The organism is Ruegeria sp. AM9, from assembly GCF_056540565.1.
Genome location: NZ_JBQFWY010000011.1, coordinates 81,032 through 107,029 on the forward strand (window position 1 = coordinate 81,032; position 25,998 = coordinate 107,029).

General features: G+C 61.2%; 21 protein-coding genes. 10 read left to right on the plus strand and 11 right to left on the minus strand.

All coding sequences use genetic code 11. The features are described from left to right. The first annotated feature begins 164 nt into the window (after positions 1–164). The 5 genes from ACR0DO_RS16460 to ACR0DO_RS16480 are packed head-to-tail and all read left to right on the plus strand — an operon-like array spanning position 165 to position 4,675. Positions 165–1,295 carry an ABC transporter substrate-binding protein gene (locus ACR0DO_RS16460; protein ID WP_480560358.1) on the plus strand — a complete coding sequence of 377 codons (1,131 nt, stop codon included), beginning with the start codon at positions 165–167 and terminating at the stop codon, positions 1,293–1,295. A 51-nt stretch (positions 1,296–1,346) separates the two neighbouring features. Next, positions 1,347–2,267, plus strand: a complete 921-nt coding sequence (locus ACR0DO_RS16465; protein ID WP_170403178.1) for a branched-chain amino acid ABC transporter permease — start codon at positions 1,347–1,349, stop codon at positions 2,265–2,267. Next, entirely contained in the window at positions 2,264–3,250 is a 987-nt protein-coding gene (locus ACR0DO_RS16470) for a branched-chain amino acid ABC transporter permease (protein WP_480560360.1), read from the plus strand. Before ACR0DO_RS16465 ends, ACR0DO_RS16470 begins: the two co-directional genes overlap by 4 nt. Further along, a complete protein-coding gene (locus ACR0DO_RS16475) occupies positions 3,243–3,992 on the plus strand; it encodes an ABC transporter ATP-binding protein (protein WP_480560362.1) in 750 nt (249 codons plus the stop codon). The genes ACR0DO_RS16470 and ACR0DO_RS16475 overlap by 8 nt, the downstream gene beginning before the upstream one ends. Beyond that, on the plus strand, positions 3,989–4,675 hold the full coding sequence (locus ACR0DO_RS16480; RefSeq protein ID WP_480560364.1) for an ABC transporter ATP-binding protein: 687 nt from the start codon (positions 3,989–3,991) through the stop codon (positions 4,673–4,675). Before ACR0DO_RS16475 ends, ACR0DO_RS16480 begins: the two co-directional genes overlap by 4 nt. A gap of 9 nt (positions 4,676–4,684) precedes the next feature. Here ACR0DO_RS16480 and ACR0DO_RS16485 read toward each other — a convergent pair whose 3' ends face one another. The 7 genes from ACR0DO_RS16485 to ACR0DO_RS16515 all read right to left on the minus strand — a co-directional run bounded on the left by ACR0DO_RS16485 (position 4,685) and on the right by ACR0DO_RS16515 (position 11,449). Then, on the minus strand, positions 4,685–5,434 hold the full coding sequence (locus ACR0DO_RS16485; protein ID WP_480560366.1) for a porin family protein: 750 nt from the start codon (positions 5,432–5,434) through the stop codon (positions 4,685–4,687). Between the two features lie 42 nt (positions 5,435–5,476). After that, on the minus strand, positions 5,477–6,721 hold the full coding sequence (locus tag ACR0DO_RS16490) for a DUF3179 domain-containing (seleno)protein (RefSeq protein WP_480560368.1): 1,245 nt from the start codon (positions 6,719–6,721) through the stop codon (positions 5,477–5,479). Positions 6,722–6,742: 21 nt separating this feature from the next. Next, positions 6,743–8,410 (minus strand): sulfatase-like hydrolase/transferase, encoded by a 1,668-nt coding sequence (locus tag ACR0DO_RS16495; RefSeq protein WP_480560370.1) that lies wholly within the window; start codon positions 8,408–8,410, stop codon positions 6,743–6,745. 202 nt (positions 8,411–8,612) lie between these two features. Then, on the minus strand, positions 8,613–9,842 hold the full coding sequence (gene sstT / locus ACR0DO_RS16500; protein ID WP_480560372.1) for a serine/threonine transporter SstT: 1,230 nt from the start codon (positions 9,840–9,842) through the stop codon (positions 8,613–8,615). A gap of 148 nt (positions 9,843–9,990) precedes the next feature. After that, the gene (locus ACR0DO_RS16505) at positions 9,991–10,509 is read right to left on the minus strand and encodes a hypothetical protein (RefSeq protein ID WP_480560374.1); all 519 of its coding nucleotides are present in this window, start codon (positions 10,507–10,509) and stop codon (positions 9,991–9,993) included. Positions 10,510–10,548: 39 nt separating this feature from the next. Beyond that, complete coding sequence (locus ACR0DO_RS16510) at positions 10,549–11,016, minus strand: cysteine hydrolase family protein (RefSeq protein ID WP_480560376.1); 468 nt, start codon at positions 11,014–11,016, stop codon at positions 10,549–10,551. Positions 11,017–11,035: 19 nt separating this feature from the next. After that, positions 11,036–11,449: a VOC family protein gene (locus ACR0DO_RS16515; protein ID WP_480560378.1), complete on the minus strand. Its 414-nt coding sequence runs from the start codon at positions 11,447–11,449 to the stop codon at positions 11,036–11,038. 182 nt (positions 11,450–11,631) lie between these two features. On the opposite strand from ACR0DO_RS16515, the gene ACR0DO_RS16520 reads away from it, so the two are divergent. The 5 genes from ACR0DO_RS16520 to ACR0DO_RS16540 all read left to right on the plus strand — a co-directional run bounded on the left by ACR0DO_RS16520 (position 11,632) and on the right by ACR0DO_RS16540 (position 21,509). Further along, positions 11,632–12,729: an efflux RND transporter periplasmic adaptor subunit gene (locus ACR0DO_RS16520; protein ID WP_480560380.1), complete on the plus strand. Its 1,098-nt coding sequence runs from the start codon at positions 11,632–11,634 to the stop codon at positions 12,727–12,729. A gap of 6 nt (positions 12,730–12,735) precedes the next feature. Further along, positions 12,736–15,864 (plus strand): efflux RND transporter permease subunit, encoded by a 3,129-nt coding sequence (locus ACR0DO_RS16525; protein ID WP_480560382.1) that lies wholly within the window; start codon positions 12,736–12,738, stop codon positions 15,862–15,864. 69 nt (positions 15,865–15,933) lie between these two features. Continuing rightward, entirely contained in the window at positions 15,934–17,739 is a 1,806-nt protein-coding gene (locus ACR0DO_RS16530; RefSeq protein WP_480560396.1) for a BCCT family transporter, read from the plus strand. 138 nt (positions 17,740–17,877) lie between these two features. Beyond that, positions 17,878–19,941 (plus strand): oxidoreductase, encoded by a 2,064-nt coding sequence (locus ACR0DO_RS16535; RefSeq protein WP_480560384.1) that lies wholly within the window; start codon positions 17,878–17,880, stop codon positions 19,939–19,941. After that, complete coding sequence (locus ACR0DO_RS16540; RefSeq protein ID WP_480560386.1) at positions 19,938–21,509, plus strand: trimethylamine methyltransferase family protein; 1,572 nt, start codon at positions 19,938–19,940, stop codon at positions 21,507–21,509. Before ACR0DO_RS16535 ends, ACR0DO_RS16540 begins: the two co-directional genes overlap by 4 nt. Before the next feature lie 19 nt (positions 21,510–21,528). Here the strand turns inward: ACR0DO_RS16540 and ACR0DO_RS16545 are convergent, their stop codons facing one another. From ACR0DO_RS16545 to ACR0DO_RS16560, 4 genes are all read right to left on the minus strand, one after another. Next, positions 21,529–22,503 carry a sensor histidine kinase gene (locus ACR0DO_RS16545; RefSeq protein ID WP_480560388.1) on the minus strand — a complete coding sequence of 325 codons (975 nt, stop codon included), beginning with the start codon at positions 22,501–22,503 and terminating at the stop codon, positions 21,529–21,531. Further along, a complete protein-coding gene (locus ACR0DO_RS16550) occupies positions 22,500–23,177 on the minus strand; it encodes a response regulator transcription factor (protein WP_480560390.1) in 678 nt (225 codons plus the stop codon). The genes ACR0DO_RS16545 and ACR0DO_RS16550 overlap by 4 nt, the downstream gene beginning before the upstream one ends. Further along, positions 23,174–24,739: a DUF4153 domain-containing protein gene (locus ACR0DO_RS16555; RefSeq protein WP_480560392.1), complete on the minus strand. Its 1,566-nt coding sequence runs from the start codon at positions 24,737–24,739 to the stop codon at positions 23,174–23,176. The genes ACR0DO_RS16550 and ACR0DO_RS16555 overlap by 4 nt, the downstream gene beginning before the upstream one ends. 105 nt (positions 24,740–24,844) lie before the next feature. Further along, complete coding sequence (locus tag ACR0DO_RS16560) at positions 24,845–25,729, minus strand: helix-turn-helix domain-containing protein (protein ID WP_480560394.1); 885 nt, start codon at positions 25,727–25,729, stop codon at positions 24,845–24,847. Positions 25,730–25,998: the final 269 nt, after the last annotated feature.

Sequence of the window (25,998 nt, forward strand, 5' to 3'; positions counted from 1 at the left end):
AATTCGGCGGTTCAGGTTGAAATTGCCCTCGACGGCGGGGGTGTGATCGGTGATTGTTTGCACGATTGGCCGGGTGGAAAAAGACCGCCCCGTCAGGGGAATAGACTGAACGCCGTGAAGGCGGACATAAGTTGCGTCGAAAAGACCAGCGAAGGGAGATGAAGATGAAAAAGTTTCTAGCAGCCGCTGCGGTTTCCGCGCTGTGCGCCACCGGCGCCTTGGCCGAGGTCAAGGTTGGCATGATCACTACGCTTTCGGGCGGTGGAGCAGGGCTGGGTATCGACGTGCGCGACGGGTTCATGCTGGCGATCGCGCAATCGGGTCGCGATGACATCGAAGTCGTGATCGAGGACGACCAGCGCAAACCCGACATCGCCGTGCAACTGTCCGACAAGATGATTCAGTCCGAGCGGGTTGATGTGATGACCGGCATCATCTGGTCCAACCTGGCGATGGCGGTTGTGCCTGCGGCCGTGAACCAGAACGTGTTCTACCTGTCGCCCAACGCGGGCCCGTCTCCTTTGGCCGGAAAAGGCTGCCATCAGAACTATTTCAACGTCGCATGGCAGAATGACAACCTGCATGAGGCCGCTGGCGCCTATGCCAATGGCGCGGGCTACAAGAACAGCTTCATCCTGGCGCCGAACTATCCGGCGGGTGTGGATGCGCTGACCGGGTATAAGCGGTTCTTCGAGGGCGATCTGGCTGGCGAGGTTTATACCGAGCTGGGGCAAACCGACTACGCCGCAGAGATCGCGCAGATCCGGGCCAGCGATGCGGACAGCGTGTTCTTCTTCCTGCCCGGTGGAATGGGGATTTCCTTCCTCAAGCAATATGCCGACAGTGGCATCGACAAGCCCGTGGTCGGTCCGGCCTTCAGCTTTGATCAGGGCATTCTGCAGGCGGTCGGCGATGCGGCGATGGGTGTGGTGAACACTTCGCAATGGAACAAGGATATCGACAACCCGACCAACGCGGCGTTTGTGGAAAGTTTCCAAGCCGAATATGGTCGTCTGCCCTCGCTTTACGCCAGCCAAGGGTTCGATACTGCCAATCTGCTGCTGTCTGCGCTGGACAAGGCCGATCCTTCAGATGCGAGGGCCTTCCGCAACGCGCTGCGTCTGGCCGAGTTCGACAGCACCCGCGGCGATTTCAAGTTCGGCCCGAACCACCACCCGGTTCAGACCATCTATGCCCGCGAAGTGATCAAGGAAGGCGATGTCTTCACCAATAAGATCATCGGCGTCGCGCTGGAAGAACACTTTGACGCCTACGGGGCCGAGTGTAAAATGTAACGACCTTCTGCCTGCCCCGGCCAACGGGGCGGGCAGACCACCGGAGTTTCCATGTCCTCGATCCTGATTATCGAGCAGATCCTCAACGGGCTGCAGTTCGGCGTCATGCTGTTCCTGATGGCGGCTGGCCTGACGCTGATTTTCGGCGTCATGGGGCTGATCAACCTCGCGCATGGCTCGCTGTATATGGTGGGGGCCTTTGCCGCCGCTGCCGTGGCAGGGGCGACTGGGTCATTCCTGCTGGCACTGGTGGCCGCGCTCGCTGCTGCGGCGCTCGCTGGCGCGATTGTCGAGATGGTTGTGATCCGAAGGCTTTATAATGCGCCGCATCTGGATCAGGTTCTGGCAACCTTTGCACTGATCCTGATCTTTTCGGAAGGAACACGCTGGGTTTTCGGGTCTTTCCCGCTGTTTCTGGACATTCCTGACGCGCTGTCGGGGCCGGTTACTTTGCCCGGTGGCATCGAATACCCGCTCTATCGCCTGACCCTGATCGGCATCGGGCTGGCCGTGGCCGTGGGGCTGTGGGCGTTGATCGAGCGCACCCGGCTGGGCATCCAGATACGCGCCGGGGAAAATGACCGGGAAATGATCGCGGCGCTGGGTGTCGATATCTCGAAGCTCTACACGCTGGTCTTTGCGCTGGGCGCGGCGCTGGCCGGATTGGCTGGCGCTTTGGTGGGTGCGATCCAGTCGGTTCAGGTGGGGATGGGAGAGCCGGTTCTGATCCTCGCCTTCGTGGTCATCGTTATCGGCGGCATCGGCTCGGTACGCGGAGCCTTCATCGGCGCGCTTTTGGTCGGGTTGACGGACACGCTGGGCGGAGTGTTCCTGCCCGAGATGTTCAAGCTGTTCATGGACAATGGCGCGGCGCAGAAAACCGGCTCGGCGCTGGCGTCTATGGGGATTTACGTGCTGATGGGGCTGGTGCTGATCTGGCGGCCAACCGGCCTGTTCGGAGCACGCGCATGAGGTTGAATGAAAGGTATCTGAACGCGCTGGTGATCGCGGGCTTGCTGGCGTTGCCGCTTTGGGCGGTTGTAGCGGATCAGCCGTTCACGATCACGCTGGTGACGCGGGCGGTGATCCTTGCGCTGGCGGCGGTGGGGCTGAACATCATCCTCGGGATCGGTGGCATGGTCAGCTTTGGCCACGCCGTGTTCTTCGGGATCGGAGGTTACGCGATGGGCATCCTCGCCTACCACGCGCAGACCTATACGGCGCTTGATCTGGGGCTGTTTGCAACCGGCGGCACCAAGTCCATGCCGGTGATCTGGCTGGTGGCGATGATCCTGTCGGGGCTGGTGGCGTTCTTCATCGGGTTGTTGTCACTGCGGACGTCCGGCGTGTACTTCATCATGATCACGCTCGCCTTTGGGCAGATGTTCTTCTACTTCGCGATATCCTGGGCGCAGTACGGCGGAGAGGACGGGCTGTCGATCTATGTCCGCAACGGTTTTCCCGGCCTGAATACGCTGGCGCCGATCCAGTTCTATGCCGTCTGTTTCACGCTGCTGTGTATCGTGCTGTTTCTGTTTGCGCGCCTTCAGGCCTCACCCTTTGGGCTGGCGCTGAACGCCGCGCGACAGACGGCCACGCGGGTCGAGACCGTCGGTTTGAACCCGATGCGGCTGAAACTGCTGGCCTTCGTGATTTCGGGCGCGATCACCGGTCTTGCGGGAGCGCTGTTTGCCGACCTGAACCGCTTTGTCTCGCCCTCGATGTTCAGCTGGCAACTGTCGGGGGAATTGATCGTGCTGATTATCATCGGCGGGGTTGGACGCCTGATGGGGCCGGTCATCGGAGCCTGCGTCTTTGTCGCCTTGGAGCATTTCCTCGGCGAACTCACCGATTTCTGGCACGTCTATCTGGGCGTCGCCCTGCTGTGCATCGTGCTGTTTGCCCGAGGCGGCCTGATCGGCCTGCTGACAGGGAAAGAGGGCGCGCATGTCTGATCCCGTTCTTGCCACGTTGAACCTGAACAAAAGCTTTGGGGCGCTCAAGGCCACCGACGAGGTCTCTATTGATCTGAGGCCCGGAGAAATCCACGCTATCATTGGCCCGAACGGGGCCGGCAAGTCGACATTGATTCAGCAGGTATGCGGTGGGCTGACACCAGATTCAGGGCAGGTTCTGCTGAATGGTCAGGATGTCTCGGGCTATTCTACTCAGGCACGGGCGCAGGCCGGGCTGGGGCGCACTTTCCAGATTTCTCAGCTTTGTATGGAGGATACGGTGCTGGAAAACGTGGTGCTGGGTGCAATGGGTGCGGAACGCATGGTGTGGCGGTTTTGGCGGCCCGCCCTGAAACGGCCTGAACTGCGCGACCGGGCCGAGGCCGCGCTGGAGCGGGTGGGCCTCAGCGATGAACGTGACACGCGCTGCGCCAATCTCAGCCACGGCCAGCGGCGGCAGTTGGAGGTCGCGGTGGCGCTGACACTATCGCCAAAAGCCTTTGTCATGGACGAGCCGATGGCGGGGCTTGGCGCCGAAGGCTCGAAACGGCTGACCGGGTTTCTGGACGGATTGCGTCGGGAAGCGCCGATCCTGCTGGTGGAGCATGACATGGATGCGGTTTTCGCTCTGGCCGATCGGATCAGTGTGCTGGTTTACGGCAAGGTCATCGCCACCGGTACGGCCGATGAAATCCGCCACAGCCCCGAGGTGCGTGATGCCTATTTGGGGGATGAGGCATGACCCTGCTGCGGCTTGAAAACCTGACTGCCAGCTATGGTGACAGTCAGGCGCTGTTCGGCGTTGACCTGCAGATGGCGCAGGGCGAGGTGACCGCTCTGATGGGCCGCAACGGGATGGGTAAGACCACCACGGTCAAGGCAATCTGCCGGATGATCCGGTCACAGGGCGGGCTGAAGCTGGACGGGCAGGACCTGCACGCGCTGCCCAGCCACAAGGTGGCCCGCAAGGGGGTGGGGCTGGTGCCCGAAGGCCGCCGCTGTTTTGCCGATCTGACTGTGCGCGAAAACCTGATCGCGGCGGCACGGCCCGGCGACTGGACTCTGCGCCGCGTGACCGAGCTGTTCCCCCGGTTGGGCGAGCGGAAGGGCCAGCGTGCCGCCTCGCTGTCGGGGGGCGAACAACAGATGCTGGCGATTGGCCGGGCGCTGATGACCAACCCACGCCTGCTGATACTGGACGAGGCCACCGAGGGCCTTGCCCCTATTGTCCGGCAGGAGATCTGGGCCGCTCTTCATCGTCTCAAGCAAGAGACGAATGTGGCAATCCTGTTGATCGATAAATCGCTGAAAGAACTGGCGGCGGTGTCTGACCGCGCAGTCATTCTGGCACGGGGCCGCACGGTCTGGTCCGGTGCAATGGCGGAACTGACCCCGGAGGTTTCCGAGAAATACGTGGGGGTCTGATCGCCCCTTTCAGAACCTGTAGGTGGCGCCCAGCACGGGCCCGGATTGATCGAATGTGTAGTCGTTGCCGTCAATGTCGTGATCGAACGAGATATAGCGATACCCGCCGCGCAGCAGCCATCTGTCGTTGATGGCGTAATCGGCCGTCAGCAGGACAGACCAGGTCTGGCTGCCGCTGCGAAACCCTCCGTAATCCACATAGGCCGTGCTGGTCCATGCATCGGACAGGGTGAACCGGGCGCGGACACCGACCACCGGATCGAACCAGCTGGCGTCGGCAGAACTGGTCTGCGATGGCGCTGCGCCCGGGGTCAGGGTGAAGTCCGTATCGGTGCTGTACCACCTGAAGCCGCCCGCCAGATCAACCTTTACGGACGGGTCATTGCGCACCCGGTATCCCAACAAAGCAGTAAGAAACTGCGTCTTGACCGAGGTTTCCAGTTCTGAGCCCGCTGGGCCGGGCGCGGTATTTCCAAAGGTCAGGTTTGTGTAATTATAGTCGGCCAGCACGCTCCATTGACCGTTTGTTGCGGCCAGCGCGCCCATGAAGGCAAAGTCCAGATTCTCCAGCGCGTCGGAAAAGCTGAGTGTCCCGTCAAGCGTGCCGGACGGGGTTTGAATGCTGGTCTCGGTCTCGGGCATGAACAGATAGATCGTGGCCTCGTAGGACCATTCGGATTGCTGCGCCAAAGCCATCGGTGCCACTGACGCAAGCAGGGCCGCCGCCGCACACCCGTTCAATCTTTGTTTTAGTGCCATTCCGTCCCTCCGTTTCGTCTGTGTCGCCCGGGGCGTGCGAGGTTACGCCGCCACGGTGCCGGCTGTTTCCGCGCGCTTGCCCACGCGATTGATGTCGGTGTTCGGGAAAAACTCGGACCAGACATGCCAGAACACACCGGCGCGCAAGGTCTCGACCCGGCGCAATTGTCCCTGATCCGACATACCCCAGAAATCGCAGCGGGTGACGGGCTGGCCGCTGTCATTGTACCAGACCCCGAGGCTTTCGTATTTCGGATCCAGGCTGACGACGACATCGCGCCCGCCAACGGTGGCGTTGACGATCCAGTTGTTGTCCACGACAAAATCGTCGGTCCAGCAGGCAGCGTCGGTGCCGATGGTGATCCCCCAGACATGGGTCTTGTTTGGCAACCGGTCGTCCGAGCGGTCCATGTTGTCCATCACGGGCGCGTCTTCCTGATGCTGGCGGCCGATGCCCCAGCCAAATGTGATCTCGGTCACCATGTCCAGCAGCCGCAGCAGAGGGTTGGTCGCGGGCATGTTCAGAAAAACCTCGCCATCGGGAAAGGCCTTCTGGAACCCGCGGAATGTCATCCGATAGGTCGGCCAGGGCTTCATTTGCGCCTCGGGGCGTATGGGGCAGGCGGGGCCATCGGCATTCGGGTCACGGTCGGCCTCGCGGAAGCCATAGATGTGCTGGATCGGCTCACCGGTTTCATTGTCACGCAGGATCAGATTGTTGCCGTGCTGGGCCAGCACTTCGAGATCCAGCCGTTTGCCTTCGATCCGTGGGGCGTAGCCCTGACCAAGATTGGCCATCGCGCAATAGGTCATGACCACGTCCTGTCCGCCCAGCCCGTCCGCGTCGCCCGCCAGATGAGGCCGCATGATCTGCGCATCGGGGTGCGCGCGGGCGTGGCCGTTATTGTCGATCACGATGACCGGCGCAGTGGGGCCGACATGTTTCTGCGCCTCGCTGATGGGAAAGAAGGCGGCATCATTCATCTGGTTGCGCAGGCCCAGATGCACCCAGACATAGGGAAACCCATACAGAAACAGCACCAAAAGCGCGGATATGATCCACAGCCAGAGCGGCCCACCACCCAGGATGAAATGTGCCAGAGTGGTGATTGCAAACGCGCCAAGTCCGATCCCGATTAGCCGGTATTCATGCCGGATGAAACGCACCATGTTCTGGCGTTTCACCTTCATCAGCATCTGCGAGATGTCACCCAGATCACGGAAATAGACGAACCCGATCCCAAGCGAGACAACCAGGCCAAGAGCGAAGAGTATATTGCCGACCATATGCACCTCCTGATCCGGTTTTTATTGCTGCGGTGAGGCGCGTTTGATCAAGAACGCCTCGACCGCCTGTTGGGTTTCGGGGCGGATGTTCTCGATCCCCTCATAGGGCACGCCATAGGCGGGGGTGGTGTCGGGGAATTTCTCTTTGCGCGCCATGTGGCGGCCCAGAATCCGTGCAAATTCCTGTCCGCCCCATGCGCCGACCTCGGTCGAAACCGAATACTCTTCACGCGTGTCCCGGTAGAGGTCAAAGAACTTTGCCAGAATCGCGCTTTCGCCGGGTCCGGGCAGTTTCAGCTTAAGCTGGTCTTTCACGATCGCCTCGGGTTTGTTCACCGAATAGACGATGACGTGGTCGCGCCGTGCCTTGGTTTCATCTGCGAACAGCAGGGCAGCGGACTGATCCACGCCATCCACCAGCCGGTCGCGCGGGATGTACTGATCCGCCCCGGCAAAGCGTGACAATGTCGTGTAAAGGTCCGAGACATGGATGATGCTGTTCAGCAGCCCGTCGGCCTCGATCATGCCGGGCCAGCGGATGAAGGCGTCGACGCGGATGCCGCCTTCGGTCGTGTCGCCTTTGCCGCCCGCGTAGATCAGCGGCGTAAACCCTGATTGCGGTGCGTATTTGGTGAAATGGCCATTGTCACCCATGACGACAACCACGGTGTTGTCCGCCAGCCCCAGATCGTCCATCCGCGCGAACAGATCGCCCAGCCATTCATCCAACAGCTGCATCTTGTCCACGTAGAGACCACCATTTACGCTTTCCGGTCCAGAGCGCCCCGCGCGGGTGTTATCCAGCGGGATCATCGGCCAGTATTGCAGGAAGAACGGCGTGTCTCCGCCCGCGAGACGGTCCAGTTCCTCCAGCGTCTTGTCCTGAAAGGCCTGGTTCATTTCGTCATATTTGGCGGCGTTCCAGCGCTCGCCGGGTTCCATGCGAATTTCGCGGATCGGGCTGCCGGTTTCGCCCTCGATCACGGTCATCATCGCGGCTGAGTCCGGACGGAACCAGCCGTCCAGCGTGTATTTTTCGTCATAATCCCGGATCGCGACCGCGACCTGTTCCTTGATCGCATCGTCGTTGAAGATGGTCAGCTGGCCTTGCTGATGGATGGCGTGCTGGGCGTAATCAAAGCCCTGATTCATGGCCCAGCTTTCGGCGATGTCGCCCATATGCCACTTGCCCACATGACTGGTGGCGTATCCGGCCTGTTTCAGCACTTCGGCCAGCGTCACCTCGTCCCCAGGCAAGCCAAAGCCGGCAATATCGACGGTGGTGTCGCCCATGCCCATCCGCACCGGCAGCCGCCCGGTCATCTGCGCCACGCGGGTCGGGGTGCAGGAGGGTTCGGTATACATCCGCACCATCCGCATGGCCTGATCCGAGAAGTCGTTGATGTTCGGTGTCTCGTATCCCCGCACGGCGTTCAACTCGGGGATGCCCATGTCGCCGAACCCCATGTCGTCAATCAGCACACTGACAATGTTCGGAGGCCTGCCCCCGTTGCTGTCGCGAAACGCAGCCAAAGCCTCATTGACGGCGGCGTCATCCTGCGCCCATTGCTCACCATGTTGGGCCTGAAGAATATAAAACTCTGCGTCGTGCTGAATGGGATTTTCCTGTGCCACAGCCGGTACAGCCGCAAGGCCCGTCGAAAGCGCAATCATCCAATGCAATTTCATTTTGTGTTCCCCCCCTTGTCAGACGCACCTTGCTGCCGACGCCGCAGGGTGACCTCACATTGAAACATTATGATATTTGCGCCAAGAATTCTACGGACCTGCATTCCTGCCGGTTTCCAGGCATGTTGCGGTTCAGCGCAGGGGTCACAGCCGCGCAGTCAAGTCGCGCGGCTGTGGGAAGGTTCAGGGGCGAAGAGGTCGCTTAAGCGGCGACTTCTTCCATCGGCAGTTTACGCGGGTACGGATCACCGCGCTTGTACGACCCGGCCGCGGTGAACAGAACATCGGTGGACGAGTTCAGACCGGTTTCCGCAGAATCCTGCAGGACGCCGATGATAAAGCCGATGCTGACCACTTGCATTGCGGTTGCGTTGTCGATGCCGAACAAGCTGGCCGCCATCGGGATCAGCAGCAGAGACCCTCCGGCCACGCCCGAGGCCCCGGTTGCGGCAATCGATGCGATGACGCTCAGGAACAGGGCTGACAGGAAATCGACCTGAATACCCATGGTGTGAACGGTTGCCAGCGTCATCACCGTGATGGTGATCGCGGCACCGGCCATGTTGATCGTGGCGCCAATGGGAATGGTGACCGAGTAGGTCTCCTCATCCAGATTCATGCGGCGGCACAGTTCCATGTTGACCGGAATGTTGGCGGCCGAGCTGCGCATGAAGAACGCGGTGATGCCGGATTCTCTGAGGCAGGTGAAGACCAGCGGATAGGGGTTCTTGCGGATGCGCAGGAACACGATCAGCGGGTTCACGACCAGCGCCATGAAGGCCATACATCCAATCAAGACCAACAGCAGGTGACCATAGCTGGCAAGCGTCTCAAAGCCGGTCTCGGCAATGGTCGAGGCCACGATGCCAAAGATACCGATGGGGGCCACGCGGATGATGGCAGCCACGATCTTGGTGATCGCGCCATCCAGATCCGACATCAGCGTTTTGGTCGAGTCGCTTGCATGGCGAAAGACCAGCCCAAGGCCGACGGCCCAGGCCAGAATGCCGATATAGTTGGCCTGCGCCAGCGCATTCACCGGGTTGTCCACGATTTTCAGCAGGATGTTCTTTACCACTTCGGCCAGACCGTCCGGGGCGTCCATCAGGTGGGGGGTGCCGGTCAGATGCAGAGTGACCGGGAACATGAAGCTGGCCACCACCGCAATCAGTGCGGCCGCGAAAGTGCCGAGAATATACAGCAGAACCACGGGCCCCATGCGGGCCTGACTGTCTTTCTTGTGGTTGGTGATTGCGGCGCAGACAAGGATCAGCACCAGCACGGGTGCGACGGCCTTCAGCGCGTCGACAAAGAAGTCACCCAACAGACCGGCAGCCGAGCCAGCGGCAGGCCAGAGGGTGGCAAGAAGGGCACCGGCCACAAGGCCGATGATGATCTGAGTAACCAGGCTACCGCGTAGAATAAAATTCATCGGGACCATCCTGTTTGACTGGGGCCTGCCGGGGATTGGATGCTCCGGATCAGGCGCGGTTAAGTTTCAAGATTGGGCGCTATATGGGCACTTTGGATCCAATTTAAACATCTGGACTTAACAAATAGGTCCAGATTGGGTTTTACGCTTACCGTTCGGGCGTTCCACATGGTCTGACTTTGGGGGTGTCCGTGGACACCCGTTTGAGGCTCCATGTGCAGGTTTGAACGGTCAGGCCGGGAAGGTTTGGCACCTGATCCGAGGCCCAGACACTGGTAACCGAAAAGCTGAACGGCGTATCTGTGGCGGCGGGGAACAACCGGGCGAGTTCCTTTGATGGAAAGGTGCCGCCGCAGGATTCAAAATACCCGCTGACCAGCTTACCATCAGGCGCCAGAGCAATCGAACCGGTATAAAGGGAATACTCGGCCCCAAGCTCTTGTTTGTCGGTGTAAAGCAGGTCGATGGAAATGCGGTCCCCGTCCTGAACAATTCCGGCGCGCATCGGGTCGGACCAGCTTGACGGCACGCCGTCCGTGGTGCTGTCGCAGGCATACATGCCCTCATACTGGCCGGTCAGTGAAAAGTTTTCTGCGTGCGCTGGTGCGAGACCACCGGCCAGAACAAGGGAAATGGCCTTAGTTACAGGAATGTATTTCGAGGTCATAATGGGCTTTCCTCTCCAATGCGGACAGGGATTGCGCCGTCACAAAATATCAGAGTGCTTCTCAATCACCTGGCCAAAATGATGCCGCCAGAGGTCCACGCCCAACGCGCCGCTGCGATCCAGCGAAGACCCGACGACCGTATCCGCAATTATGGTCGGTTGCAGCCCCGCGTCAAACAGGGCGAATCCTGCAGCCAGAACACAGGTGTCGGCCTGTATGCCGCAGACCAGAACGCGGTCGGCCTTCCAGGCGTGAAACTGGTCGATCACCTCCGGCGGTGGGCCGTAACCGTATTTCAGCACGGTGTGGTCGGCCTGAACAAGGCTTTCATCGACCGATCGGGGCTTCCATCCCAGTTGCCGAAAAAAGGGAACTTTCGCCTCGTCATGGCGTTCGACCGTGGCGATGGACGGGAAATGCGACGCCAGTAACTGGCTGCGCTCGATCAACCAATCCGGCGGATCAAAGCTGGGTTGAACATCGACAACCAGTACGGCCTGTTTCAAAACGCGCCTCCGACGTTATTCATACCGCCTGATGGACCTCGATGATATTGCCCTCGGGGTCGTGGAAGAACAGCTGGTGCCATTCCTTGGCGAAGGCGGTGCCATAGTCCGAATAGGGAATGCCGTTGTCGTCCAGCAGCTTCTTGAACGCCTCAATATCGTCGGTGCGAAAGGCGATATGGCCGCGTTCGACGGGGTTGATCGTCTCGCCATGTTTGAACGCGACGTCGAGGTTTCTTTCGGCCAGATGCATCTGCATCCCGCCATCGGTCGCGAAACGGATCTTGCCGCTGTAGCCTTTGTCGTCGGTTTCGTCGGGGCGAGGGAAGTTCTCAATCGGGATATCATCCAGCCCAAGGACCTGCGTGTAGAACCGGTGCAGCCGGTCGACATCCTCGGACACAAAGTTGATGTGGTGGAATTCGAGCTTCATGCGGGGCTGGCCCTTTTGGTTGGTGCGCGGCGCCAGAAAATCGCAAGAACCGGCAACTGGCAAGCCCTGCGTCAAAGGGTTTGATATGGCAGGAAAATGCGCAAGTGGACGCGCCCAGAAAACCGTTGCGCCAGTGCGGGGATGCGAGGATAGTTAAGGTATTACAAGCTCCCGAGGGTCTTATGAAACCTTCTGCCCTGTTTGTTTGCGCATTGATCCCCCTGTTTCTGCCCGACCCGGCAGCGGCCCAGTCCGACGCGGCGCCCAGTGTGATGGTCGCTCAGGTGATGCTGCAGGACCTGCGGAAACAGGATCAGTTTGTCGGTCGTGTCGTGGCGGATCAAAGCGTTGATCTGCAGGCCCGGGTCGAGGGTTTTTTGGAAGAGGTCAGCTTTACCGAAGGAGGAACGGTTGCCAAGGGTGACATGCTGTTCCGGATCGAACGGAAGAAATACGCGGCCAGTGTGGCCAGCGCGCAAGCGGCGCTGAAAAGTGCGCAGGCCAGTGCGCAGTTGGACAAGGCTGCGTTGGACCGGCAGCAGGAGTTGTTCGATAAGGGCGATATTCCGCAGGCTGTTCTGGACACGGCTTTGGCGACCTACGCCGCCGGACAGGCCGCTGTGGATGAGGCGCAGGCCGATCTGAAGATAGCGCAGATTGATCTGGACTATACGGAAATCCTCAGCCCGCTTGATGGGCGTATCGGGTTGTCAGCAGTGGATGCGGGTAATCTGGTAAGCTCGGATACCGGCGTTCTGGCAACGGTCACCAGCGTTGATCCGATACTGGTCAGCTTTTATGTCAGTGAGCCGGTTCTGCTGCGTGAACGGCGCAAAGGTCGGATCACGCCGGGTGACATCAAGCTTACCACGGACATCAAACTGGCGGATGGTGAGACCTATTCCACCCCCGGCAAAGTGATCTTTGTCGGCGACAGCGTCAGTCAGGACACCGACACGATCGAGCTGCGCGCCAGTTTCGCCAACCCTGACGGGGTGCTGATCCCCGGCCAGTTTGTAACTGTCAGCCTGACGGGGTCCGAAGACCCCAAGGTGCTGACCGTGCCGCGCAATGCGGTGCAGTTCGACAAACAGGGGTATTTTGTGTTCGCGGTCGACAGCGACAGCAAGGTCCACCGGAAGGATATCGAAATCGGCACCCAGACCGCGACCCGCACGCAGGTCACATCCGGGCTGTCCGAGGGCGACCGCGTGGTGGTGCAGGGGCTTCAGAAAATACATGACGGGCTGGTCGTGAAAGCGGTCGACAGTCAGGGATAGGCCGGTTTGATCGCGCGTTATTTCATCAACAGGCCGCATTTCGCAGCCGTCATCGCGATCTTGATGGTACTGTTTGGTGCGGTTTGCGTGCGTCTGATCCCAATCACCGAATACCCCCACATCACGCCGCCGCAAATCTATGTCGATACCTCGTATCCGGGGGCGGATGCGCAGGTCATTCTGGAATCCGTCGCCACCCCCATCGAAGAACGCGTGAACGGCATTCCGGGCATGTTGTCCCTGTCCTCCAAAAGCTCGAATAACGGCAGCTATATGCTGAACGTATCTTTTGAGCTGGGTACCGATCCCGACGTCGCGGCCGTTGAAGTGCAGAACCGTATCGCGCTGGCCAGTTCCGAATTGCCCTCGGCCGTGTTGCAGCAGGGGGTCGAGGTAACCAAGCGGTCGGGCAACATGATCATGGTGATCAACCTGACCTCGCCCGACGGATCGCGGGATGAGCTGTATCTCAGCAATTTTGCCGCCGATTTCCTGCACGACCCGTTGCAGAGGTTGCCGGGCGTGGGGTCGGTGTCGCAATTCGGTCAGTTGGAATACAGCATGCGGGTCTGGATCAACCCGGTCCGCATGGCGGCGTTGAACATCACCGCTGCCGAGGTGGCCGACGCGATCAAGGATCAAAACGTTATCGCCGCCGCCGGTCAGGTCGGGGCGCCCCCTTTTGCCGACGGGCAGACGGATTTCCAGTTCAAATTACGCGCCGAAGGCCTGCTGCGCGATGCCGAGGAGTTCGGGCGGATCATCGTCGCCTCGGACCCCAGTGGTTCCGTCACCCGGCTTGAGGATATCGCCCGGATCGAGCTGGGCGCGGCGACCTATTCCGGCTCGACCAAGCTGAACGGCAAGGACTCGGCCACTGTTGCGGTCTATCAGGAAAGCACTGCCAACGCGCTTGAGATTTCCGACACCCTAAGCGCGCTGATGAAGGAGCTGTCGGCGAAGTTCCCCGAAGGTGTCTCGTACGAGATCACCTATGACGTCACTGACGCGGTGCGCGTGTCGATCCGCGATATCATGACCACGCTGGCCCTGACGGCGGGTTTGGTGATCGGCGTGACCTTCCTGTTTCTGGCCAGCCTGCGCGCCACCATTGTTCCAGCCATTGCCATACCGGTGTCGCTGCTGGGTGCGGTAGCGCTGATCTATGCCATTGGGTTCAGCGCCAACATGATCACCCTGTTCGCGTTGGTTCTGGCGATTACGCTGGTGGTGGATGACGCGATCATCATCATCGAGAACGCCGAACGTATACTGCGGGACGAAGGCTTGGATCCGCGCGATGCGACGCTGAAAGCGATGTCGCAGGTCAACCGGCCGATCATCGCCACGACTTTTGTTTTGGCGGCGGTGTTTGTTCCGGTGTGTTTCTTTCCGGGCGTGACGGGCACGATCTATTTCCAGTTCGCGCTGACGATCATCTTTGCCTTTGTCCTGTCGGCCGTGAACGCTTTGACCCTTGCGCCGGTTCTTTGCGCGATGATGCTGAAGACCGACAGCAAACCCATCGGGCCGCTGGCCGTTGTTCCAACAGTGATCGTTTGGGTACGGCGTCAATACCTGCGCCTTGTGTCGCTGATGCTGCGCTATATGGCGGTGTCCCTGCTGGTCTTTGCCGGGGCCGTGGGTCTGACGGTGTACCTGTTCAAAACTGTCCCCACCGGCCTGATCCCGCAGGAAGACAACGGCGTTCTGATGGCGTCGATGGAGCTGCCAGACGGGGCCTCGCTGCAGCGCACGCAGGCGTTCATGGACAAGGCGGGCGCGCTGATCGAACAGACACCGGGGGTCGAGGACGTCACCGTTGTCTCCGGCCATTCCATGCTGGCCGGGGGGCGCCCGAACGCGGGCATGGCCATCGTCACGCTGAAACCATGGGATCGGCGCACCAGCCCGGATCAGCAATGGTCCGCGATCATGCACAGCCTTGAACATCAACTGGCCGCGCTGCCCGAAGGGGTGTCCTACGCCTTCCCGTTCCCCACCATTCACGGGTTGGGCTCGACCGGGGGGATTTCGGTTGAACTGCTGGACCTTGGCAATGGGGACGGGGCGCAGTTGGATGCGGTGATGACCGGTTTTGTCACCGCCCTGAACGCCGCGCCCGAATTTTCCCGCGCGCATGGCAATTTCTCGGCCCAAAGCCCGCAATTCAAACTGTCCGTCGACCGCGACCGGGCCGAGACGCTGGGCGTCAGCGTGGCCGATATCTTCACCGCGTTGCAGGCCAATCTCAGCTCGTATTTCGTGGACAACTTCATCCTGAACGAACGTGTCTATTGGGTGGTGATCTCGGCCGATGCCGAATTCCGCCAGACGCTGGACGATGTGGACAACATCTATGTCAAAAACAGCGCCGGAGAGTCTCTGCCCCTGCGCAACTTTGTCAGCAACGAACCGGTTCTCGCGCCGGATACGGTGCCGCGCTACAACCTGTTCACGGCGGCTTCGGTCAGTGCGCAGCTGGCGGATGGGGTCAGTTCCGGTGACGGCATCATCGCCATGCAAGCGATCGCCGACAACACCCTGCCGGATGGCTTCAGGATCGACTGGTCTGGCGTCACTCAGCAAGAGGTAAAAGCGCAGGGGCTTGTCCCTTACATCATGCTGTCGGCGCTGGTGCTGGCCTACCTGTTCCTTGTGGTGCTGTATGAAAGCTGGATCTTGCCGTTTTCGATCATCACCTCAGCCGTCTTTGCGCTGTTGGGTGCGCTGATCCCGCTGGTGCTGCTGCCGTTTCTGAACAGCAATATCTTTGCGCAGGTCGGGATGGTGCTGCTGATCGGGCTGGCGGCGAAAAAGGCGATCATGGTGGTCGAGTTTGCCAATCAGCAACGCGAAGGCGGCGCCAGCATCCGTGACGCGGCCCTGATAGCGGCGGAAATCCGGTTCCGGCCCGTCACCATGACCGGCCTGTGTTTCATCGTGGGCGTTCTGCCTCTGGTGTTGTCCAGCGGGGCAGGGGCGGCAGCGCGGGTTTCCGTCGGTTATCCGGTTTTGTTTGGTATGATCCTCGACAGTACGCTGGGGCTGCTGATGATCCCGGTGCTGTATGCAGCGTTCCAGAGCCTGCGCGAATGGTTGGTCACTCTGGGGCAGGTTCGCCGCAAGACCTGAAAATTGTTGCAGTCTTTCAGGGTTTGCCGGATGCTGAACGGCACCGGAACCGAGGCGGGCGCAAGCAACATGTCGCTGCAAGACCCCTTTACGGACTTGAAAATCGAACGGCAGGACAGCGGGTTTTACAAGGGCTACAACCTGCCGATTGCGCTGGTCAGCAAGATCGCCGTGTCGCTGCTGGTGCTTTGGGCGCTGGTCTGGCCGCTCAGCGCCAATGACACCCTGCGGTCATGGAAATCGGGCCTGCTGAGCGAGTTCAATATTTTCTACGATCTGTCGGTCGCGCTGTTTGCCTTTTTTCTGATCGTCATAGCGATCATTCCGGCAACCGGTCGGATGCGGTTGGGGGGTGATGACGAACGGCCCGAGTTCACCAACTTCTCATGGTTTTCGATGATGTTCGGGGCAGGGCTGGGTGTCGGCCTGATGGTCTATGCCACCGCCGAACCACTGGGCCTGTGGGAAACCAATCCGCTGACCGTTTCGGGCGAGGTTGCCGCCAAAAGCCAAGAGGCGATCACGGGGGCCTACCGGTACACGTTCCTGCACACCGGGTTTCACGCATGGTCGATCTATGTGGTGACGGGGCTGAGCCTGGCCTATTACGCCTATACCCGCGATATGCCGTTGACGATCCGCACCGCGCTGACGCCTTTGCTGGGGGAATATTCCAACGGTGTGGCGGGGCATGTGATCGACATTCTGGGCGTTGTGGCCACGATCCTCGGGGTGGCGGTGACCATCGGGTACGGGGTGTCGCAGCTGGTGGATGGTGCGTTTCTGATCACCAGCGCGGACTGGCTGATGGATGGAGTGATGAAGCCATCCACTGCAGGTCTGATCGTGGCTCTGGCGACCGTGATGGTGATGTCGACCCTGTCGGCGGTCTCGGGTGTGGGGCGCGGGGTGAAGTACCTGTCGAACCTCAATCTGGTCCTGTCGCTGGTCCTGCTGGCGGTGTTTATCATCTTCGGCTCGTTTGCCTTTGCCCTGACGACCTATGGGCAGGCGTTGGTGGATTACATCATCAATTTCGTCCCGCTCAGCCTGCAGGCCTATGGCCCGATGTCCGAGGCCGAGTTTGCCTCGGCCCTGCCCCCCGAGGCCGCCCCTTTCGTGGCCGAACTGTTTCCCGCTGCAACCGACGCTTGGGGCACGCGCGACAGTTTTCTGGCCGGGCTGAGCGGTGAAACAGCCGCCTTGCCTGACACCGCGAAACATGCCGCTTATGAGGCCGGAACACCGGGGCGGTTGTTCGGCTGGCAATCGGGTTGGACCACGTTCTACTGGGCATGGTGGATCGCCTTTTCCCCTTTTGTCGGGCTGTTTCTGGCGCGCATCTCACGCGGGCGCACGGTGCGTGAGTTCATTTTGGGCGCGGTGATCGCGCCGTCGCTGGTCTGTTTCGCATGGATGACCATTCTGGGCGGTTCGGCCATTGATCTGGAGCTGCACGGAGACGCCAATGGCGCGATCCTGTCGGCCTCGACCACGGCAACATTGTTCGTGACCCTCAGCCAGATGATCTCGGGGCACATGCTCGTGATCGTCAGCTTCATGTGCGTGGTGCTGACGATGACCTTCCTGGTGACCTCGGCGGATTCAGGGATACTGGTGATGAACACGATCATGTCGGGTGGGGCCGAGGAAACCGGGGTCATGCATCGCATCCTGTGGGGCGGCCTGCTGACGCTGGTGATCGGGACGCTGCTGATCGCGGGCGGCGGCGGGCTTGAGGCGCTGACCAATTCGATGATCATCGGCGCGCTGCCCTTCAGTGTCGTCCTGCTGCTGATGTGTGTCGCGCTGGCCAAGGCCATGATCAACGACCTGCGCCGCGCGCGCTATGATGAAAGCCCCTCGGAACGTTAAGCCCGTCTGAGGTTTTCTTAATCTTTCCGCCGGGGCGCGCTTCATGAAGATTGCGTAACTTTGCATGGACTGTCCCACGCGGGGCGAAAGGATCGGAGGTCTCGGGCATTCCCGGCAAACACAGGAAAGGGGCGCGTCATGGCGGACGTTCAAGGTTACGCACCACTTTTTGAACCCATTCGCCTGGGTCCCGTTACTGCGAAAAACCGCTTCTATCAGGTTCCCCATTGCACTGGGCTGGGTCACGTGCGCCCCCGGGCCGAGGCCGCCCTGCGCGGGATGAAGGCCGAAGGCGGCTGGGGCGTCGTTTCCACGCAAGAGACCGAGATCCACCCGACCTCGGATCTGGCCCCCTTTGCCGAAGGGCGCTTGTGGGACGCGCGCGATATCCCCGCGCTGCGGCTGATGACCCACGCGGTGCATGAACATGGTGCCTTGGCGGCCGTTCAACTGGTCCACAATGGCAGACATGCAACCAACCTGCTATCCCGCGCGCCGGTACTTGCGCCCTCGGATATGGCGATCTCTGCCTGTCAACCGAAACAGGGGCGGGCGCTGGACAAGGCCGATATTCGCGCGCTGCGGCGCTGGCATCGTGAGGCTGCTCTGCGCGCCAAAGAGGCCGGGTTCGATATCATCTATGTCTATGCCGGCCACGGGATGACTCTGGCTCAGCAGTTCATGCTGCCCCATCTGAATACGCGCAGCGACGAATACGGCGGATCGCTTGAAAACCGTGTGCGCCTGACCCGTGAGCTATTGGAAGACACCCGCGATGCCGTGGGGGACACCTGTGCCGTGGCCTTCCGGTTCGGCATAGATGAGATGCTCGGCCCCGACGGGATGCAGGCGGCCGAGGAAGGCCGGGGCGTGGTCGAGCTGTTGGCTGATCTGCCCGATATCTGGGACGTGAATGTCTCGGACTGGGCCAACGATTCCGCGACCACCCGGTTCCAGCCGCAGGACGGGTATCAGAACGACTATCTGTCTTACGTCAAACAGGTGACCGACAAGCCGGTTGTGGGGGTCGGGCGGCTGACCTCGCCGGACATGATGCTGTCGATGCTGCGCAAGGAGATCGTGGACCTGATCGGCGCGGCCCGCCCCTCGATTGCTGACCCGTTCATCCCACGCAAGATTGAAGAGGGCCGCATTGACGAAATCCGCGAATGCATCGGTTGCAACATCTGCGCCGCTTCGGACGGGTTGGGCATTCCGATCCGCTGCACCCAGAACCCGACCATCGGCGAGGAATGGCGGCGCGGCTGGCACCCCGAACACATCGCCGCTCGGGGGCAGGCGACGCAGACACTGGTCGTCGGTAGTGGCCCCGCCGGGCTGGAATGCGCCATGCAACTGGCGCGGCGTGGATACGAGGTCACTCTGGCCGAAGGCGCGATGGACTTTGGCGGGCGGGTGTTGCGGGAAAGCCGGTTGCCGGGGCTGGCGGCCTGGGGGCGGGTGGCCGATTACCGGCTGAACGACCTGCACCAGCGCGCCAATGTGCAGATGTTCGCAGAAAGCACACTGGATGCGGATCAGGTGATCGAACTGGGCATCGAACATGTGTTTCTGGCAACCGGAGCCGCATGGCGTGCCGACGGCATGGGGCGCAATACGCGCCGCTCACTGCCGCTGATCGACTCGTCGGCTTTTGTCTACACGCCTGACGACATCATGGCCGGGTCCGAACCCGAGGGCCGGGTGGTGGTCTATGACGATGACCATATCTATCTGGCCGGTGTGATCGCCGAGAAACTGGTGCAACTAGGATGCGAGGTTGTCTTTGTGACACCGGAAAGCACGGTATCGAGTTTCTCGGCCTATACGTTGGAACAACACCGCATTCAGGCGCGGCTGATCGAACTGGGCGTGGATATTCGCTGCAACCAAACATTGGGCCGCATTGCACCCGACTGTGTGACCACGGCCTGCGTCTATTCCGGGCGGGTGTCGCGGGTTGAATGTGCGGCGACCGTGCTGGTGACCGAACGGCAGCGCAACACCACCCTTTTTGATCAGTTGCAGGGTAAGGGGCTGATAACGCTTGAGTTGATCGGGGATGCCGCCGCGCCGGGCCTGATTGCCGATGCGGTATTCGACGGCCACCGCGCCGCGCGCGACTTTGAACGGCCCAAGGAGGCCGCCGAACAGGACTGGTTCCGCCGGGAAATCACCGATCTGCGAAAGGAGGCACCATGACCCAGACCATTGCTCCCAAATCCCGCCGTCGCGGCGGCGGCCGCGCGGCGCGTATCGCGCAACAGCAGGCCAGCACCGGAAATGAGGCGGTGCACGGCGGGCTGCCCGGTGGCCGCTATCGCCCTCTGTCTCAGGCCGATATGCAGGCCATCCACCGCGCGGCCCTGACCGTGCTGGAGCGGACAGGTCTGGCCGATCCGTTTCCGGAACTGCTGGATCTGGTGCTGCCGAAAGGCGCGGTTCTGAGCGACCACAACCGCCTGTGCTTTCCGCGCGCGCTGACCGAAGATCTGCTGTCCAACGCCGCGCGGGAGTATTATGTTCATGCGCGGGGGGAACGCGCGGGCAAGGATGATATGCACTGCACGGCGCAAAGCGTGTATTTCGCCAACTCCGGCACCGCCGTCACAACTTTTGACGCGCAGACCAAATCCTATCGCCCGTCCACGCTGTGCGATATCTACGATTTCACCCGGCTGGTCGATAAGCTGGACAATATCCACATGCTGGGGGCCACGGTGCTGGCCACCGATGTGACCGACGATTTCACCCATGACATGAACATGGTCTACGCCATGCTGTCGGCCAGCCAGAAACCGGCCTGTCTGGCGTTCCGGAACCGCAGCCACATTCCGCACGCAATCCGCATGTTCGATCTCGCCTCGGGCGGTGAGGGGTCGTTTCTGAAAAAGCCTTCGGTGGTGTTTGGCGGCTGTCCGATCGTGTCGCCCTTGCGCATCGGTCGCGAGAATATGGAGATACTGATCGACACTGCCAAACTGGGCCTGACCGTCGATCTGGCCGTCCCGCCGCAGGCCGGGGCCACCGCACCCGCGACACTGGCCGGAACGCTGGTGCAGGCGGTGGCGGAAACGCTGGCCTGCGTCGCCATTGCCAACCTGATCACACCGGGCTGCCCGGTCAGCTTTGCGGCCTGGCCCTTCATCACCGATCTGCGCAGCGGGTCGTTTACCGGTGGCAGCGGCGAGCAGGCCTTGATCGGGGCCGCCGCCGTACAGATGGGCAATTTCTACGGCCTGCCGACCTCGGTCGGGGCGGGGATGACTGATGCCAAGCTGCCCGACGCGCAATATGGGTTGGAAAAGGCGCTGACATTTTCTCTGGCCGCCCATGCCGGGGCCAATCGGGTGTGCGAGTTCGGTGGTATGCTGGGCAGTCTGATGGGGTGCAGCTTCGAAAGCATGGTCATCGACGATGAGGCTGGCGGCATGATCCTGCGGTCCCTGCGCGGCATCGAGGTGACCGACGAAACCATGGCCGTTGACGTGATCCACAAATGCGCCATCGGCCCGGGTCATTTTCTGGGCAACCCGCATACGCTGAGCTTTATGAACTCGGAATTCCTATACCCTCAGCTGATGGACCGCGAACGTACCGATACGTGGGAAAGCGCGGGCAAGGTCGATCTGCTGCAGCGTGCGCAAGACAAGGCGCAGGCTATTCTGGGGGCGCATTTCCCCAACTATTTCGGCGCCGAGGACGCCCGGGTGCGCGATGAATTCCCGATTGTTCTGAAAGCGGAACAGATGCGAGGCCGCCGGAGTTAGGGCGCAAAACGGCCCCGGCCTATCTGAACTCGAACCAGATCGAAAAGGCCGCGCCGTTGGTGGCGGGCAGCAGGGCAATATCCCCGCCATGCGCGCGCAGCGTGTTGCGGACGATGGCCAGCCCCATGCCGGTCCCGCCCTGATCGCGTTTTGTGGTGAAAAACGGGTCAAACACGCGGGCCGCGTTTCCGGTAGAAATCCCCTGCCCATCATCGCACACCGTCAGGGCAATCTGCGTCTCGTCTGGCGCGGCGGACAGTTTCACGACCTGCGCGCCATGCTCCGACGCGTTGCTCAGCAGTTGCCGCAGCACGACTTGCAGACCTTTGGGGCCCATCGGGATGGTCACATCACCACCGTCGATCCGCAGGTCGAGGTCGGGGAAGTCGCTGCTCAGCCCGTCCTGTAACTCGTTCAACGAGGTCACTCCGTCATGACGCGACTCGCGCGCGCGGGCGACCTGCCGCATGGCGTCGATCTGGTGCTCCATCTGCACGCCCGCGCTGGCGATCTGATCGACCAGACGCAGGTTCTCGGCCGAGAGGGTATCATCATCGCGCAGCAGTTCCGTCGCCGCGCGGAGGGTCGCCACGGGGGTTTTCAGCTCATGCGTGACGTGGTCCGAGAAACTGCGGATCGTTGTCTCGCGATTGCGCAGGGTTTCGGCCATGTCGATGACGCTTTGGGCGGTGGTGCCAAGTTCCCGGGTGCCGAACCGCGCAGGCGGCGACAGGGGGTCGGCGGGGTGCCGAACGACCTGGGTGGCAAACCGTTCCAGCGCAAAGATCGGCCGCAGCAACAGCCGGACCAGCAGCCAGCCCAGAACGGCGGTGGCAGCGGTGATGATCAGTGCCAATAAAACGGCGGCATTCCGATAGCCCAGTTCCGGTCCCAGATAGCGAAACGTCACCAGCCCGGTCAGCGACAGCAGCAATGTGCCGCACAGGGCTCCACCCAGTACGAACCCAAGGCCCGGACGCCACTTGCGCCTCATTGCGCGGCACCCTGAATGCGGATGCCGACGCCGTGCACGGTTTCGATCACGCCTGAACAGCCCGCCTGTGCCAGTTTGCCCCGCAGGTTTCTGAGGTGGCTGTCCAATGTGCGGTCCGAGACCTGAGACAGTGCGCCCCAGACCGCCTGTATCAGCTGCGCCCGGCTGTGCACCTGGCTGGGGCGCTCGATCAGCGTGGCCAGCAAGGTGAACTCGGTTGCGGTCAGGGGCACGGTGGCCTCATCAAACCTGCAAATATGCGCACCGGGGTCCAGCGTGATCCGGCCGTGGGTCAGGATCGCGTTGGGGCGCGGCCCGGCCGAGCGTTTCAGGATTGCCCGCACCCGCGCCACCAGCTCACGCGGGCTGAAGGGTTTGGTGACGTAATCATCGGCGCCCATTTCCAGCCCCAGTACCCGGTCGATCTCATCATCCCGCGCGGTCAGGAACAGGATCGGCACCTCGGACCGGGCGCGGATGCGGCGGCAGACCTCAAACCCGTCCATCTCGGGCAGGCCGATATCCAGCACGATCAGGTCCGGTGCTTCGCGGGCGGCGTGGGTCACCGCGATCTGGCCGTCGCTGGCCGTGACCACCTGAAACCCCGCCCGTTCCAGTGCCAGACTTACCAGCTCGCGCAGGCGGGGGTCATCGTCAACCAACAGGATTTTCATTGCGCCTCGCTTTGCGTGTTTGCTGCAAGATAGCCATTCACGCGCGCGGTGCGAAAGTCCCATTCGCGCCAGTTTGGGTCGGTTGGGTCGGGATGCACACAGCTTTGCGCCCAGTCCGGGATATGCGGGATCGGTTGCAGCGCCACCTGTGTCGACATCGCTTTGGCCGCAGTATGCCCAAGGCTGCACAGATAAAGCCAGTCTGTAGGGATCGTGTTGTCCGAGTCCGACGCGCGCGAGAGTGTATCCGTTGCAATCAGGGCGGCGAAATTGATGAACGCGCAAGCATAGAGTGTCCCAGCGCCCAGAGCGGCGACCCGCAGCATCAACCACGCCGAGGACCGGCCCCGCTGCACCTGCCATGCCACCATCGCCAGACCGATCGCCACCAGCCCCATCCAGATCACCGCATAAACGCGCAGATAGGTCAGGCCATAGGAGTCGATATACAGGTCCAGCCGGAACGCGGCCGACAGGGTCAACAGCACGTTTTGCGCCAACCAAAGCAGCAGAAGGTACTTCAGCGCCGGGCTTCGTTCCGAAAACGGGCGCGCTGCCAGCGCAAAACCTCCGGCCAGCAAGGCGGTCGCCAGCAGAGGATAGGCGCCGCGGTGTGCGTAGGTGGCATAGCTCATCCCGTCGGGCAGGGACGCGCCGCCGAACAGGATCGAGAAATCCAATACGCTTTGCAGGGCCAGCATGAGGTTGAACAGAACCAGCGCCCGAAAGACCGACCCGGCATTCAGAAAACGCGGAACATTCCAGCCGGGTAAGGTCAGCGCGGTTGCCTCGTCCGGAGCGGGGGCGGTCAGGACCGGCCAGATCAAAAGGGCCAGTCCGATCCAGAACATTGCACGTCGCAGCAGTACGAACAGATCGAAATCCACCCGAAACACTCGTACCAGCATATGTTCAAGCACGGGGTTCGCGCTGATCAGCAGGGCGCTGAGGACCATTACGCCGCCCAGCGGAAACGCCCAATTGCGGAGGAACATGTGGACCGAGGTACGGCTGGAAGAGCTGTGAGAGGCAACCCGAGTGCGCCAGCCCCGGATGTGGGTCGCGCAGGCCAAGACGCCAGCAGTTGGAATCCGTTTGATCAGGCCGAAGACGGCGCTTGTGAGCCAGGGCAGGCTCTCACGGGCTTTGAGCTCGGGCGGTATGCGCAACAGGGCCACGGAACCAAGTAGCCCGGCGACAAGGAAGACCAATGACAGAAGTTGGACATGTTCCAGAATGGGTAACGTGGCCAGCAGCAGCACCCCTTCAGAGACCAGCAGCCTGCTGCGGGTCGGGTTGCAAAACCTGACCGCCACAAAGATGCCCCATGCAAAGAGGGCCAACGAAAGTCCGGGCCAGTACCCCCAGAACAGAAAATCTCCCAGCAGAACAAGAAGGATCAACGCGGCAAATCGGGGGGATTTGCGAATATGTTCCAGTATGTCGCCCGGTGGGGCCGAAGGAGGCGTCTGGTCCAGAGATGCGCCGCCTTCACTGGCCAGCCACCAGCCGTCATGGGCAAGCGACCGAGGCAATCCACGGATGATGAGTTCTTTGGGCATGTCGTTCTCCTGCTCGGGTTTCCCCAAGCGTGAACGCGCGGCCTGCAGATAATCCGCACCAGTTGTGCAGATTTCGTGCAGATATGCAGAAAACCGTCTTTTGCCTTAGTGCGTGTGGCGGTGCCCCGACAATTCCCCGGCAAATCGCCGGTTTCGGACGTCTGTTGTGGTCAGGTTATACTGCGCCCGAAACGCTCGTCCCAAGGCAGCGGCGGATGAAAACCCGGTCGCCGTGGCAATCTCGGATTGCGGCATGTTGGTGTGTCGCAGCAGACTGTGGGCACGCTCCAGCCGAAGCTCTCGATACGTGATCAGAAGCTTGACGCCCGTCTTGCCCAGAAACCGCCGCTGCAGCTGGCGGGTGGATGCGCCAACAGTCTGAGACAGATCTGAGATCTTCAACGGATCTTCAACATTTTCCAGCATTGCTCCGATCGCCTGCCGCACCATAGGATCGGCTCCGGACCGTTGGATCAGGCGGGCGGCAAGCTGGCTGGAACAGGTACGGTCCGGCTCGGTCAGGCCGATATAGCCGCGCAGGGTATCGGCCAGATGCTCGCCGTGATCCAGCGCCACGCAGTCGGCCAACAGCCGCAGCGCGCTCAGCTTGGTCGCGGCGCTGTGCACGCGGTTGTCGGGGGATCTATGCGTGCCTGTTTGGCAGTCAGCAAGGCCGATTTCCTGTGCCGCTGCCGCAAAGTTCGGGTGGATGGCGGCGGTTGTTTCACCGGCCCGCCCGGTCTGTGCCAACAACAGCACCGCCCCGCCAACCAGTATGGACCGCGACGCCAGGTTCAAAATCTGCGATATCCGGGCTTTGTCTGCCGCGCCGCAAGGCCAGGCTTTGTGGATGTCTCCCCAGAATATCGCCGTACGACCCGCCCAATGCAGAGGGTCGCCCGCAGCGCCCGTCGCAGCAGAACGGACATTCACGACATAGATGTGGTCTTCGACCAGATCGTTCAAAGCGTCGAAAAACTCGGCAATCATCTCAGTCGACGCTTTTGCCTTGGGATCATTCAGAAAAACGTCGATATACCGCGTTCGTTCAAACGCTCTGTTGGCCGGCCGTGCTTGGTCGTTTCCGAGGACATAATGTTTCATCGTTCCTCCACCTGCCATTCATGGGGTCGTCCCCCGCCAGTTTCCCGGCGGGGGGTGTTTTTTCACTCGGCTGCGTCTTTGTATGCGTCCATTGGAGGGCATGTGCAGACGAGGTTTCTGTCTCCGTATGCGTTGTCGACGCGGTTGACGGGGGA